The organism is Ochrobactrum teleogrylli (assembly GCF_006376685.1).
Classification (GTDB): domain Bacteria; phylum Pseudomonadota; class Alphaproteobacteria; order Rhizobiales; family Rhizobiaceae; genus Brucella; species Brucella teleogrylli.
Window position 1 is genome coordinate 12,967 of sequence record NZ_VEWL01000007.1, and the last position, 13,557, is coordinate 26,523.

The window sequence follows — 13,557 nt, forward strand, 5'->3', positions numbered from 1 at the left end:
GCGACGGGAAGCTGAACATGGCTGAGACTCAGGTCCGCAATTTCAATATCAACTTTGGTCCGCAGCATCCCGCCGCGCACGGTGTGCTGCGACTGGTGCTTGAACTCGACGGCGAAGTCGTCGACCGCGTCGATCCGCATATCGGTCTGCTGCATCGCGGCACCGAGAAGCTGATGGAAGCCAAAACCTATCTTCAGGCTGTGCCTTATCTCGACCGCCTCGACTACGTGGCGCCGATGAACCAGGAACATGCCTATGCGCTTGCCGTTGAACGCCTTATGGGCATCGACGTGCCGAAGCGCGGTCAGTTGATCCGCGTTCTCTATTCGGAAATCGGCCGTATCCTGAACCACCTTCTGAACGTGACCACGCAGGCCATGGACGTTGGCGCACTGACGCCGCCACTTTGGGGCTTCGAAGAGCGCGAAAAGCTGATGGTGTTCTACGAACGCGCCTGTGGCGCTCGTATGCACGCTGCCTATTTCCGTCCGGGTGGTGTCCATCAGGACCTGCCGGATCAGCTCGTTGAAGACATCGGCAAATGGATCGATCCGTTCTTCAAGACGCTCAACAACCTTGATGACCTCATCACGCCGAACCGTATTTTCAAGCAGCGTAACGTCGATATCGGCGTGGTGTCGCTGGAAGATGCATGGGCATGGGGCTTCTCGGGCGTCATGGTGCGCGGTTCGGGCGCTGCATGGGATCTGCGCAAGTCGCAGCCTTATGAGTGCTACAACGAGATGGAATTCGACATTCCGATCGGCAAGAACGGCGACTGCTATGACCGCTACCTGATCCGCATGGAAGAAATGCGCCAGTCGGCGCGCATCATGCGCCAGTGCGTTGACCTGCTTCTCGGCAAGGAGCGCGTCGGTCCGGTTTCCAATACCGACAACAAGATCGTGCCGCCGAAGCGCGGCGAGATGAAGCGTTCAATGGAAGCGCTCATCCACCACTTCAAGCTTTACACGGAAGGCTACCATGTGCCTGCCGGTGAAGTTTACGCAGCAGTTGAAGCGCCGAAGGGCGAATTTGGCGTCTTCCTCGTTTCGGACGGCTCCAACAAACCTTATCGCTGCAAGCTGCGCGCTCCGGGCTTTGCCCATCTTCAGGCCATGGATTTCCTGTGCCGCGGCCATATGCTGGCTGACGTGTCGGCAATTCTTGGCTCGCTCGATATCGTGTTTGGTGAGGTTGACCGCTGATGTCCGTTCGCCGTCTCGCAGATGATGCCGTCCAGCCAGCCGCTTTCGCGTTCAACGCGGAAAATCAGGACTGGGCGCACAAGACGATTGCAAAATTCCCCGATGGCCGTCAGCAGTCGGCTGTCATTCCGTTGCTCATGCGTGCGCAGGAGCAGGACGGCTGGGTCACGAAAGCTGCCATCGAACATGTGGCAGCCATGCTCGACATGCCGCTGATCCGCGTTCTGGAAGTCGCTACTTTCTATACGCAGTTCCAGCTCAAGCCTGTCGGCACGCGCGCTCACATTCAGGTTTGCGGTACGACCCCGTGCATGTTGCGTGGCTCGGAAGCGCTGATGGATGTCTGCCGTCACAAGATCAACCACGATCCCTTCGAGCTTAATGCCGACGGTACGCTGTCGTGGGAAGAAGTCGAATGCCAGGGCGCTTGCGCCAATGCGCCGATGGTCATGATCTTCAAGGACGCCTATGAAGATCTGACGCCGGAACGCCTTGCTGAGATCATCGACGCTTTCGAAGCTGGCAAGGGCGACACCGTCAAGCCGGGCCCGCAGATTGGCCGTGAAACGTCCAATCCGGTTGACGGTCTGACGTCGCTGACCGAAGATCTGGATTACAAGAAGATCGGTCTCGAAACCCGCAAGGCATCGGATGCCGCGACCGCCAAGGCGAAGGCCGAAGCGGAAGCAAAGGCCAAGGCGGAAGCCGAAGCCAAGGCCGCCGAAGAAGCGAAGAACGTCGCTCCGTCGAACGCTGCAAAGCCGGTCACCAATGCGCCCGAAACCGATCCGGCCCTGAAGACGCCTTCGGACGTCAAGGTGCCGAAGACTGCCGAGAAGGCCGCTTCGGTTGATACGAAGCAGTCGTTCAAGCTTGACGATGCCAATCGTCCGGTTGCCATGGAGCGCCCGGAAGTAGTTGACGACCTGAAGCTGATCTCCGGCGTTGGCCCGAAGATTGAAGGAACCCTGCATGAGCTTGGCATCTTCACCTTCAAGCAGGTTGCGGCCTGGAAGAAGGCCGAGCGTGAATGGGTTGACGGTTATCTCAGCTTCCATGGTCGTATCGAGCGCGAAGACTGGGTGAAGCAAGCCAAGGCTTTGGCCAAGGGCGGCGTCGAGGAATACATCAAGGTATTCGGAAAGAAGCCGGTATGATGACTTCGATATTCGCAAACACGAACGGAAACAGGTGAGACATGCTGGCTGATAAAGATCGCATCTTCACCAATATTTACGGCTTCAAGGATCGCTCCCTCAAGGGTGCCATGGCGCGCGGCCATTGGGACAACACCAAGGGTTTCATCGAAAAGGGCCGTGACTGGATCATCGACGAGATGAAGGCGTCGGGCCTGCGTGGTCGCGGCGGCGCCGGCTTCCCGACGGGGCTCAAATGGTCGTTCATGCCCAAGCAGAGTGACGGTCGCCCGCATTACCTCGTCGTCAATGCCGACGAATCCGAACCGGGCACCTGTAAGGACCGCGAAATTCTGCGCCACGATCCGCATACGCTGATCGAAGGTTGCGTGATCGCCGGTTGCGCCATGGGCGCACACACCGCTTATATCTATATTCGCGGCGAATTCATGCGTGAGCGTGAAGCCCTGCAGGCAGCAATCGACGAGTGCTACGAAGCTGGTCTGCTTGGCAAGGACAACAAGTGCGGCTGGGATATGGACATTTTTGTCTCCCATGGCGCTGGCGCTTATATCTGCGGCGAAGAAACCGCGCTGCTCGAAAGCCTTGAAGGCAAGAAGGGCCAGCCGCGCCTGAAGCCGCCATTCCCGGCCAATATGGGTCTTTATGGCTGCCCGACGACCGTGAACAACGTGGAATCGATTGCGGTTGCGCCGACGATCCTGCGTCGCGGCGGTGCATGGTTCTCGTCCATCGGTCGTCCGAACAATGTCGGCACCAAGCTGTTCCAGATTTCTGGTCATGTGAACACGCCTTGCGTCGTGGAAGAGGGCCTTGGCATTTCGTTCCGCGAGCTGATCGAAAAGCACGCTGGCGGCATTCGCGGCGGCTGGGACAATCTGTTGGCGGTTATTCCCGGCGGCGCATCCTGCCCGGTCATCAAGGGCGAAGACATGATGGACGCCATCATGGATTTCGACGGCATGCGCGACAAGAAATCGTCGTTCGGCACCGGCGGCCTGATCGTCATGGACAAGTCCACCGACATCATCAAGGCGATTGCCCGTCTGTCGGCGTTCTTCAAGCACGAAAGCTGCGGCCAGTGCACGCCGTGCCGCGAAGGCACCGGCTGGATGTGGCGCGTGATGGAACGCATGGTCAAGGGCAATGCGCAGAAGCGCGAAATCGACATGCTGTTCGACGTGACCAAGCAGATTGAAGGTCACACGATCTGCGCGCTTGGCGACGCGGCTGCATGGCCGATTCAGGGTCTGATCCGCAATTTCCGTCCGGAGATTGAAAAGCGCATTGATGATTATACACGCAACGCCGTGCAGAGCCGCAATATCCGTCTGGAAGCAGCGGAATAAGGCTGAACGGTTTGTGTGAGCCTGCCCGACAGGGCATGGCCCCGAAAAGTGCCTGGCGGTTTTCGGAAAAGGCCATGCCAATACAAGGGCAGGCGCAAGAGTTTGAGATCTGGAAAATGCGGCTTAAGCCGCAGGTTTGGATAAACGATGGCAAAGATCAAGGTTGACGGCACAGAGATCGAAGTACCCGATCACTATACGCTCCTTCAGGCTGCCGAAGCCGCGGGCGCTGAAGTGCCGCGGTTCTGTTTCCACGAACGGCTTTCCATCGCCGGAAACTGCCGTATGTGTCTGGTTGAAGTAAAGGGTGGACCGCCGAAGCCGGCGGCATCCTGCGCTATGGGCGTGCGCGATCTGCGTCCCGGCCCGAACGGCGAAGCCCCTGAAATCTTCACCAACACGCCGATGGTCAAGAAGGCCCGAGAAGGCGTGATGGAATTCCTGCTCATCAATCACCCGCTGGATTGCCCGATCTGCGATCAGGGCGGCGAGTGCGATCTGCAGGATCAGGCAATGGCTTTCGGCACCGACGGTTCGCGCTATCGCGAAAACAAGCGCGCGGTCGAAAACAAATATATCGGCCCGCTCGTCAAGACGGTGATGACGCGCTGCATTCACTGCACGCGCTGCGTCCGCTTCACGACGGAAGTGGCTGGCATTTCCGAACTCGGCCTCATCGGCCGTGGTGAAGACGCCGAGATCACCACCTATCTCGAACGCGCCATGACCTCGGAATTGCAGGGCAACGTGATCGACCTTTGCCCGGTTGGCGCTCTGACCTCGCGTCCTTACGCGTTCCAGGCGCGTCCGTGGGAATTGAACAAGACTGAAACCATCGATGTGATGGACGCGGTCGGTTCAAACATCCGCGTCGATACGCGTGGCCGCGAAGTGATGCGCATCATGCCGCGCGTCAACGAAGCGGTGAACGAAGAGTGGATTTCCGACAAGACCCGCTTCATCTGGGACGGCCTGCGCACCCAGCGCCTCGACCGCCCTTATGTCCGCAAGGATGGCCGTCTGGTCGCCGCAAGCTGGCCGGAAGCTTTCGCTGCCATTGCAGCCAAGGTTTCGGCAACGTCGGCTGATAAGATCGGCGCTGTTGCAGGCGATCTGGCTTCGGTCGAGGAAATCTATGCGCTGAAGGGCCTGATGGCTTCGCTCGGCTCTGCCAATATCGACAGCCGTCAGGATGGCGCTGCCGTTGATCCGGCTCTCGGTCGTGCAAGCTATCTCTTCAACGCGACCATCGAAGGCATTGAAAACGCTGATGCTCTGCTCATCATCGGTTCCAATCCACGCGTTGAAGCCGCTGTTCTGAACGCACGTATTCGCAAGCGTCAGCGCATGGGCCATTTCCCGGTCGCTCTGATCGGCGAACAGGCAGAACTGCGTTACAATTACGAATATCTGGGCGCAGGTGCCGACACACTGGCATCGGTCGCTGCTGGCGCCAACGCGTTCCGCGACGTGCTGGCCAAGGCCGAACGTCCGCTGATCATCATCGGTCAGGGCGCGATCACCGGCGAAAACGGTCGTGCGGTTCTGGCGACGGCCGCCAAGCTTGCTCAGGACGTTGGCGCGATCAAGGATGAGTGGAACGGCTTCTCCGTTCTGCACACTGCCGCTTCGCGCGTTGGCGCTCTGGACCTCGGCTTTGTGCCGGGTGAGGGCGGCAAGGCAGCTGGCGACATGCTGGGCAATCTGGATGTCGTGTTCCTGCTCGGTGCAGACGAACTCGACATGACCCGTAAGGGCCCGAGCTTCGTTGTTTACATCGGCACGCACGGCGATGCCGGTGCACACGCCGCCGATGTGATCCTGCCGGGCGCAGCCTATACGGAAAAGTCGGGCACCTGGCTCAACACCGAAGGTCGCGTACAGCTTGGCAGCCGCGCCGGTTTCGCACCGGGCGAAGCGAAGGAAGACTGGGCAATCCTGCGTGCTCTTTCCGATACGCTGGGCAAGCGCCTGCCGTTCGATAGCTTGCAGCAGCTTCGCGCCAAGCTTTATGCGGACTACCCGCACATGCTGGCCATCGACACCATCACGCCTGCTTCCGCCGACGATCTCGTCGCGCTGGCAGGCAAGGCTTCCAACCTGGGCGGCGGCGCTGCGTTCGTTTCCCCGGTCAAGGACTTCTACCTGACGAACCCAATTGCGCGCGCTTCCGCCGTCATGGCCGAATGCTCGGCGCTCGCGGCTGGCGGCTTCAGCCAAGCTGCCGAGTAAGCGAGAGAGAGACGGAACAATGGAAGGAATTTTTGCAGCTTACGTCTTACCCGCGCTGATCATGGCGCTGAAGTCGGTCGTTCTGCTCGTCGTATTGCTGATCGTCGTCGCTTACCTGCTTTATGCGGATCGCAAGATCTGGGCAGCGGTGCAGCTTCGTCGCGGCCCGAACGTTGTCGGTCCCTGGGGTCTGTTCCAGGCTTTCGCCGACTTGTTGAAGTTCGTCTTCAAGGAACCGATCATTCCGTCGGGCGCAAACAAGGGTGTCTTCCTCCTTGCGCCCTTCGTCTCTGCCGTTCTCGCAATGGCAACCTGGGCCGTTATCCCGGTCAATGAAGGCTGGGCTATCGCCAACATCAATGTCGGCATTCTCTATATCTTCGCCATTTCTTCGCTTGAAGTTTACGGCGTGATCATGGGCGGCTGGGCCTCCAACTCAAAGTACCCGTTCCTCGGCGCGCTCCGTTCGGCGGCGCAGATGGTTTCCTACGAAGTTTCCATCGGCTTTGTGATTGTTACCGTTCTGCTGACGGTTGGCTCGCTCAACCTGACCGACATTGTGCTTTCGCAGAACACCGGCCTCGGCACCATGCTCGGCCTGCCTGCATCGTTCCTCGACTGGAACTGGCTCTGCCTGTTCCCGATGTTCGTGATCTTCTTCATTTCGGCGCTTGCTGAAACGAACCGTCCGCCTTTCGATCTTGTCGAAGCTGAATCCGAACTCGTGGCCGGTCACATGATCGAATATTCGTCCACGCCGTTCCTTCTGTTCTTCCTCGGCGAGTATGTGGCGATCACGCTGATGTGCGCCCTGATGACCACGCTCTTCCTCGGCGGCTGGCTGCCTCCGGTTGACGTTTGGTTCCTCAACTGGGTTCCGGGCATCATCTGGTTCATGCTCAAGCTCTGCCTCTGCTTCTTCATGTTCGCCATGGTGAAGGCTTTCGTACCGCGTTACCGCTATGACCAACTGATGCGTCTGGGTTGGAAGGTTTTCCTGCCGATCTCGCTCTTCATGGTTGTCGCCACCGCGACCTTCCTCAAAGTCTTCGGTCTGGCGTAAGGAGAAATAACAATGGCTTCAATCGCTCAAGCAGCCAAATCGCTCCTTCTCAAGGAATTCGTCGGCGCGTTCTTTCTTTCCATGCGCCAGTTCTTCGCGCCGAAGGCGACGTTGAACTACCCGCATGAAAAGGGCCCCGTTTCGCCCCGTTTCCGTGGCGAACATGCGCTGCGGCGTTATCCCAACGGTGAAGAACGCTGCATCGCCTGCAAGCTTTGCGAAGCAATCTGCCCGGCACAGGCCATCACCATTGAGGCCGGTCCGCGCCGCAACGACGGCACCCGCCGTACGGTGCGTTACGATATCGACATGGTGAAGTGCATTTATTGCGGCTTCTGCCAGGAAGCATGTCCGGTGGATGCCATCGTCGAAGGCCCGAACTTCGAGTTCGCGACGGAGACGCGCGAAGAGCTTTACTACGACAAGGACAAGCTCCTCGCCAATGGTGACCGTTGGGAACGCGAAATCGCGCGCAATATCGCGATGGATGCGCCTTATCGCTGATCGGGTTCCCGATCAGTTCGAGTGTCAGATCGAATTTTCGGTCAGTCCGATGCTCGGACAAGAGTTTATGAATAAAGCGGGCAAAGCAATAGGGCTTTGCTCACGGAAAGGTGTTGGGGGATCCCCATGCTGACAGGTATTGCGGCAGCGTTTTTCTATCTGTTCGCTTTCATCATGATCGCAAGCGCGTTCATGGTGATTGCGGCACGCAACCCCGTGCATTCGGTGCTGTTTCTGATCCTCACATTCTTCAATGCGGCAGCTCTGTTCCTGCTGACCGGGGCCGAGTTCCTCGCCATGATCCTGCTCGTCGTTTACGTCGGCGCTGTGGCGGTTCTCTTCCTCTTCGTCGTCATGATGTTGGATGTGGATTTCTCGGAACTGAAGCGCGGTGCGCTGCAATATGCGCCGGTCGGCGCTCTGGTCGGGTTGATCCTGCTGGGCGAACTGATCTTCGTCTTCGCGAGCAACATGTTTGCACCGAAGCTGGGGCAGGGCGCTGTGCCGATCCCGAATATCGCCGAGCGGTCCAATACCGCTGCTCTGGGCGACATTCTCTACACCGACTTCGTCTTCTACTTCCAGGTTGCTGGTCTCGTCCTTCTGGTCGCGATGATCGGCGCTATCGTTCTGACGCTGCGGCACAAGCCGAATGTCAAGCGCCAGTCCATCTCGGCCCAGGTTGCTCGCACGCCGGAAACGGCGATTGAGATCAAGAAGGTCGAAACGGGCAAAGGCATCTAAGGATAAGCATATGGAAATCGGTATCGCTCATTATCTGACCGTTTCGGCCATCCTGTTCACGCTTGGCGTCTTCGGCATCTTTTTGAACCGCAAGAACGTCATCGTTATCCTGATGTCGATCGAATTGATCCTGCTTTCGGTCAATCTCAACTTCGTGGCGTTCTCCAGCCAGCTCGGCGACATGGTCGGGCAGGTCTTCGCCCTTTTCGTTCTGACTGTTGCGGCTGCTGAAGCGGCCATCGGTCTGGCAATTCTCGTTGTTTTCTTCCGTAATCGCGGTTCCATCGCGGTGGAAGACGTCAATGTTATGAAAGGTTGACGGGCAAATGCTCTACTACGCGATCGTCTTCCTTCCGCTTATCGGCTTTCTTATTGCTGGCTTGTTCGGCAATAAGATCGGCGCAAAAGCGAGTGAATACATCACTTCCGGCCTTATGGTTATCGTCGCGATCTGCTCGTGGATCGTGTTCTTCCAGATTCCAATGGGCGACGGTGAAACTGTGCGCATTCCGGTGCTGCATTGGGTCACGTCCGGTTCGCTGTCCTTCGATTGGGCGCTGCGTGTCGATACGCTGACCGGCGTCATGCTCGTTGTCGTGAACTCGGTTTCGGCTCTCGTGCATATCTATTCGATTGGATATATGCACCACGATCCGCATCGTCCGCGCTTCTTCGCCTATCTGTCGCTGTTCACCTTCGCGATGCTCATGCTGGTTACGTCGGACAATCTGGTTCAGATGTTCTTCGGCTGGGAAGGCGTGGGTCTGGCGTCCTATCTTCTGATCGGTTTCTGGTTCAAGAAGCCTTCGGCCAATGCCGCCGCCATGAAGGCCTTCGTCGTCAACCGCGTTGGTGACTTCGGCTTCCTGCTTGGCATCTTCGGCCTGTTCGCTCTGTTCCAGTCGGTTGATTACAACACGATCTTCGCTGCTGCCGCCAATTATCTGCCGGCAGAAGGCGCTGCGGATGCAGGTCAGGTCGTGCTGAACTTCCTCGGCTATGAACTGCACAAGGAAACGGCACTGACCGTTGTTTGCCTGCTTCTGTTCATGGGCGCGATGGGTAAGTCGGCGCAGTTCCTGCTGCACACCTGGCTTCCGGACGCTATGGAAGGCCCGACACCTGTTTCGGCTCTCATTCACGCCGCAACCATGGTGACCGCGGGTGTGTTCATGGTCGCGCGCATGTCGCCGATCTTCGAACTGTCGCATACAGCTCTTCTGGTCGTCACCATCATCGGCGCCACCACCGCATTCTTTGCGGCAACGGTTGCCCTGGTGCAGAACGATATCAAGCGCGTTATCGCTTATTCGACCTGTTCGCAGCTGGGCTATATGTTCGTGGCTCTCGGCGTGGGCGCTTACGGCGCTGCGGTGTTCCACCTGTTCACGCACGCCTTCTTCAAGGCTCTCCTGTTTCTTTGCGCCGGTTCGGTTATCCATTCCGTGTCGGAAGAGCAGGACATGCGTCGCATGGGGGGCTTACGCAAGCTGATCCCGGTTACCTACTGGATGATGCTCATCGGTACGGTTGCTATTACGGGTCTTGGCATTCCGGGCACGATTATCGGTACGGCAGGCTTTTTCTCGAAGGATGCGATCATTGAATCGACGTTCGCTTCGCACAGCCCGGCTGCTGGCTACGCCTTCACGCTGCTCGTCGTCTCGGCTCTGTTCACGAGCTTCTATTCCTGGCGTCTGATTTTCATGACCTTCTTCGGCAAGCCGCGCGCTTCGGCGGAAGTCATGCATCACGTCCATGAATCGCCGCCCGTGATGCTGGTGCCGTTGTTCGTTCTTGCTGTCGGCGCAATCCTTGCCGGTGTGGTGTTCAAGGAATTCTTCTTCGGTCATGACTATGCCGAATTCTGGAAGGGCGCTCTGTTCACGCTGCCGACCAACGAGATCCTCGATGAGTACCATCATGTTCCGACCTGGGTTAAGCTGTCGCCTTTCACGGCTATGATCATCGGCTTCATCGTTGCCTGGATCTTCTACATCCGGTCGCCGGAAATGCCGAAGGCACTGGCAGAACGCCATCGCGGTCTGTACCAGTTCCTGCTGAACAAGTGGTATTTCGACGAACTCTACGACTTCCTCTTCGTTCGTCCGGCCAAGTGGCTCGGTCGTGTCTTCTGGAAGGGTGGCGACGGCTGGCTCATTGACGGCTTCGGTCCGGATGGTATCTCGGCCCGTGTGCTTGATGTCACCAACCGCGTCGTCAAGATGCAGTCCGGATATCTTTATCATTACGCATTCGCGATGCTGATCGGCGTCGCCGCGCTCGTCACCTGGATGATGCTCGGGAGCTCTTTCTGATGACCGACTGGCCAATTCTCTCAACGGTCACGTTTCTGCCGCTCGTCGGCGCGTTACTGATCCTTCTGATCAAGGACGACAGCGAGGCTTCGCGTCGCAACATCCGCAACGTCGCTTTGCTGACAACGGTGTTCGTCTTTATCCTGTCGCTCGTCGTCTGGGCCGGGTTCGATAATTCGAACGCTGGCTTCCAGATGGTCGAGCAGGTCGACTGGATGGGCGGCGGTATCAGCTACCATATGGGCGTGGACGGTATCTCCGTCCTGTTCGTGGTGCTGTCCGCTTTCCTGATGCCGTTCTGCATTCTTGCAAGCTGGGTGTCTGTCGAAAAGCGCGTCAAGGAATACATGATCGCGTTCCTCATTCTGGAAACGCTCATGATCGGCGTGTTCTGCGCTCTCGACCTCTTCCTGTTCTACGTGTTCTTCGAAGCAAGCCTTATCCCGATGTTCATCATCATCGGCGTGTGGGGCGGCAAGCGTCGCGTTTATGCAAGCTTGAAGTTCTTCCTTTATACGCTGCTGGGCTCCGTGCTGATGCTCATCGCCATCATGGCCATGTATTGGCAGGCTGGCACGATGAACATCGTCGAACTGCAGAAGTTCAGCTTCCCCGCTGGCATGCAAACATGGCTATGGCTTGCCTTCTTCGCGTCGTTTGCGGTCAAGATGCCGATGTGGCCGGTCCACACCTGGCTTCCGGATGCGCACGTTGAAGCGCCGACGGCAGGCTCGGTCATTCTGGCCGGTATCCTTCTGAAGCTCGGCGGCTACGGCTTCCTGCGTTTCTCGCTGCCGATGTTCCCGCTGGCTTCTGCCGATTTCGCGCCGCTTGTCTTCACGCTGTCGGTGATCGCCATCATCTACACGTCTCTGGTGGCTCTGGTTCAGGAAGACATCAAGAAACTGATTGCTTACTCGTCCGTCGCACACATGGCCTATGTGACCATGGGTATCTTCGCGGCCAATGAGCAGGGCATTCAGGGCGCAATCTTCCAGATGCTTTCGCACGGTATCGTGTCGGGCGCGCTCTTCCTTTGCGTCGGCGTGATCTATGACCGTATGCATACCCGTGAGATCGCGGCGTTCGGCGGTCTGGTGAACAACATGCCGAAATATGCGGTGGCCTTCCTCATCTTCACGATGGCGAATGTCGGCCTGCCGGGTACTTCGGGCTTCATCGGTGAATTCCTGACGCTGTTCGGTGTGTTCCGGGTCAATACCTGGGTGGCGCTGTTCGCAACCACGGGCGTCATTCTCTCGGCGGCCTATGCGCTGTGGCTTTACCGCAAGGTGATCTTCGGTGCGCTCGACAAGGAAAGCCTCAAGGCGCTCCTCGATCTCAGCCCGCGTGAGAAGATCATTCTCTATCCGCTCGTGGTACTCACCATCTTCTTCGGCGTGTATCCGGCACCGGTCTTCAATGCGACTGCAAGTGCTGTGACCGCTCTGGTTCAACATTACGACGCTGCAATTGGCGGAGCCGCCAATGCAATGCTGGCACAGTAAGAAAATAAAGGCGTAAGGTCATGCAGACTGATCTGATAGCTCATCTGACCCTTGCAGCGCCGGAGGTTCTCCTGGCTGTAGGCGCCTTGGCACTGCTTATGATCGGCGTGTTCTCTGGCGAGCGTGCAACCACGCTCGTCAACGGACTGTCCGTCGCAGTGCTGATTGCAGCGCTGGCACTGGTTGTTCTATTCCCGGCGAATGGTTCCGCTTTCGGCGGCGCCATCGTCAATGACGGTTTTGGCCGCTTCATGAAGGTGCTGACGCTGATCGGCTCCATCGTCACGCTCGTCATGTCGGTCGGTTTCGCCAAGGCGGAAAAGTTCGACAAGTTCGAGTTCCCGGTCCTGATCGTCATTTCGACGCTCGGCATGCTGTTGATGGTGTCGGCCTCCAACATGCTGTCGCTTTATCTCGGTCTCGAACTGCAGTCGCTGGCGCTTTACGTACTGGCTGCGTTCAACCGCGACAGCGTTCGCTCCACAGAAGCCGGTCTGAAGTATTTCGTTCTCGGCTCGCTGTCCTCGGGCATGCTGCTTTACGGCATCTCGCTTGTTTACGGCTATACCGGCCATATCGGTTTCGCCGAAATCGCCCAGGCTGTTTCGGGCGGCCAGCGTGAGCTTGGTCTGGTGTTCGGTCTGGTCTTCATTCTGGCCGGTCTGGCATTCAAGATTTCCGCCGTTCCGTTCCACATGTGGACGCCGGACGTCTATGAAGGTGCGCCGACCCCGGTAACGGCCTTCTTTGCCGCCGCTCCGAAGATGGCCGCCATGGCGCTTATCATCCGCGTCGTCTCCGAAGCCTTCGCTCCGGTCACCCATGACTGGCAGCAGGTTGTGATCTTCATCGCAATCGCTTCGATGGTTCTCGGTGCCTTCGCCGCTATCGGCCAGCGCAATATCAAGCGTCTGATGGCTTATTCGTCGATCAGCCACATGGGCTATGCCCTTGTGGGTCTGGCTGCTGGTACGGCCATCGGTGTGAAGGGCGTGGCCATTTACATGGCGATCTATCTTGCCATGACGCTCGGCACCTTTGCCTTCATTCTCGCCATGCGCACCAAGGATGGCAATGTTGAGAACATCGGCGATCTGGCCGGTCTGTCGCGCACCAATCCGGTGCTGGCAACGATCATGACGATCTTCCTGTTCTCGCTCGCCGGTATCCCGCCGCTCGCCGGATTCTTCGGCAAGTGGTACACCTTCCTTGCTGCCGTGCAGGCGGGTCTCTATCCGCTGGCGATCATCGGTATCGTGGCTTCGGTCGTGGGCGCGTTCTACTACCTGCGCATGATCAAGATCATGTGGTTCGATGAGCCGGTTGGTGGTTTCGTGCCGGTCGCGGGCGAGCTGCGTCTCGTTCTCGGCGTTACGGGCGCTTTCGTGCTCTTCTACGTCTTCCTCGCTGGTCCAATCGGCGGATTTGCCGAAGCCGCAGCAAAGACGTTCTTCTAAGTAAACTGTGACAGGTG

At 58.0% G+C, this 13,557-nt stretch carries 11 protein-coding genes; all 11 read left to right on the plus strand.

What is annotated here, in order from left to right:
* The first annotated feature begins 17 nt into the window (after positions 1-17).
* Entirely contained in the window at positions 18-1,208 is a 1,191-nt protein-coding gene (locus tag FIC94_RS12460) for an NADH-quinone oxidoreductase subunit D (protein WP_109368795.1), read from the plus strand.
* On the plus strand, positions 1,208-2,365 hold the full coding sequence (locus tag FIC94_RS12465; RefSeq protein WP_140025090.1) for an NADH-quinone oxidoreductase subunit E: 1,158 nt from the start codon (positions 1,208-1,210) through the stop codon (positions 2,363-2,365). Before FIC94_RS12460 ends, FIC94_RS12465 begins: the two co-directional genes overlap by 1 nt.
* A gap of 41 nt (positions 2,366-2,406) precedes the next feature.
* The gene (nuoF, locus tag FIC94_RS12470; RefSeq protein WP_121535820.1) at positions 2,407-3,714 is read left to right on the plus strand and encodes an NADH-quinone oxidoreductase subunit NuoF; all 1,308 of its coding nucleotides are present in this window, start codon (positions 2,407-2,409) and stop codon (positions 3,712-3,714) included.
* Between the two features lie 147 nt (positions 3,715-3,861).
* Entirely contained in the window at positions 3,862-5,946 is a 2,085-nt protein-coding gene (gene nuoG / locus FIC94_RS12475) for an NADH-quinone oxidoreductase subunit NuoG (RefSeq protein ID WP_140025091.1), read from the plus strand.
* A 19-nt stretch (positions 5,947-5,965) separates the two neighbouring features.
* Positions 5,966-7,009: an NADH-quinone oxidoreductase subunit NuoH gene (gene nuoH, locus FIC94_RS12480; protein WP_109368799.1), complete on the plus strand. Its 1,044-nt coding sequence runs from the start codon at positions 5,966-5,968 to the stop codon at positions 7,007-7,009.
* 12 nt (positions 7,010-7,021) lie between these two features.
* Entirely contained in the window at positions 7,022-7,513 is a 492-nt protein-coding gene (gene nuoI, locus FIC94_RS12485) for an NADH-quinone oxidoreductase subunit NuoI (RefSeq protein WP_078338429.1), read from the plus strand.
* Between the two features lie 126 nt (positions 7,514-7,639).
* Positions 7,640-8,257 (plus strand): NADH-quinone oxidoreductase subunit J, encoded by a 618-nt coding sequence (locus FIC94_RS12490; protein WP_109368800.1) that lies wholly within the window; start codon positions 7,640-7,642, stop codon positions 8,255-8,257.
* Positions 8,258-8,267: 10 nt separating this feature from the next.
* Positions 8,268-8,576: an NADH-quinone oxidoreductase subunit NuoK gene (gene nuoK / locus FIC94_RS12495; protein ID WP_006466598.1), complete on the plus strand. Its 309-nt coding sequence runs from the start codon at positions 8,268-8,270 to the stop codon at positions 8,574-8,576.
* Between the two features lie 7 nt (positions 8,577-8,583).
* Positions 8,584-10,575 (plus strand): NADH-quinone oxidoreductase subunit L, encoded by a 1,992-nt coding sequence (gene nuoL, locus FIC94_RS12500; protein ID WP_109368801.1) that lies wholly within the window; start codon positions 8,584-8,586, stop codon positions 10,573-10,575.
* Complete coding sequence (locus FIC94_RS12505; RefSeq protein ID WP_109368802.1) at positions 10,575-12,083, plus strand: NADH-quinone oxidoreductase subunit M; 1,509 nt, start codon at positions 10,575-10,577, stop codon at positions 12,081-12,083. The genes nuoL and FIC94_RS12505 overlap by 1 nt, the downstream gene beginning before the upstream one ends.
* Positions 12,084-12,103: 20 nt before the next feature.
* A complete protein-coding gene (gene nuoN / locus FIC94_RS12510) occupies positions 12,104-13,540 on the plus strand; it encodes an NADH-quinone oxidoreductase subunit NuoN (RefSeq protein ID WP_109368803.1) in 1,437 nt (478 codons plus the stop codon).
* Positions 13,541-13,557: the final 17 nt, after the last annotated feature.

Coding starts and splice junctions, on each gene's coding strand:
- FIC94_RS12460 (WP_109368795.1), top strand. CDS start 18: ATGGCTGAGACTCAGGTCCGCAATTTCAATATCAACTTTGGTCCGCAG.
- FIC94_RS12465 (WP_140025090.1), top strand. CDS start 1,208: ATGTCCGTTCGCCGTCTCGCAGATGATGCCGTCCAGCCAGCCGCTTTC.
- nuoF (WP_121535820.1), top strand. CDS start 2,407: ATGCTGGCTGATAAAGATCGCATCTTCACCAATATTTACGGCTTCAAG.
- nuoG (WP_140025091.1), top strand. CDS start 3,862: ATGGCAAAGATCAAGGTTGACGGCACAGAGATCGAAGTACCCGATCAC.
- nuoH (WP_109368799.1), top strand. CDS start 5,966: ATGGAAGGAATTTTTGCAGCTTACGTCTTACCCGCGCTGATCATGGCG.
- nuoI (WP_078338429.1), top strand. CDS start 7,022: ATGGCTTCAATCGCTCAAGCAGCCAAATCGCTCCTTCTCAAGGAATTC.
- FIC94_RS12490 (WP_109368800.1), top strand. CDS start 7,640: ATGCTGACAGGTATTGCGGCAGCGTTTTTCTATCTGTTCGCTTTCATC.
- nuoK (WP_006466598.1), top strand. CDS start 8,268: ATGGAAATCGGTATCGCTCATTATCTGACCGTTTCGGCCATCCTGTTC.
- nuoL (WP_109368801.1), top strand. CDS start 8,584: ATGCTCTACTACGCGATCGTCTTCCTTCCGCTTATCGGCTTTCTTATT.
- FIC94_RS12505 (WP_109368802.1), top strand. CDS start 10,575: ATGACCGACTGGCCAATTCTCTCAACGGTCACGTTTCTGCCGCTCGTC.
- nuoN (WP_109368803.1), top strand. CDS start 12,104: ATGCAGACTGATCTGATAGCTCATCTGACCCTTGCAGCGCCGGAGGTT.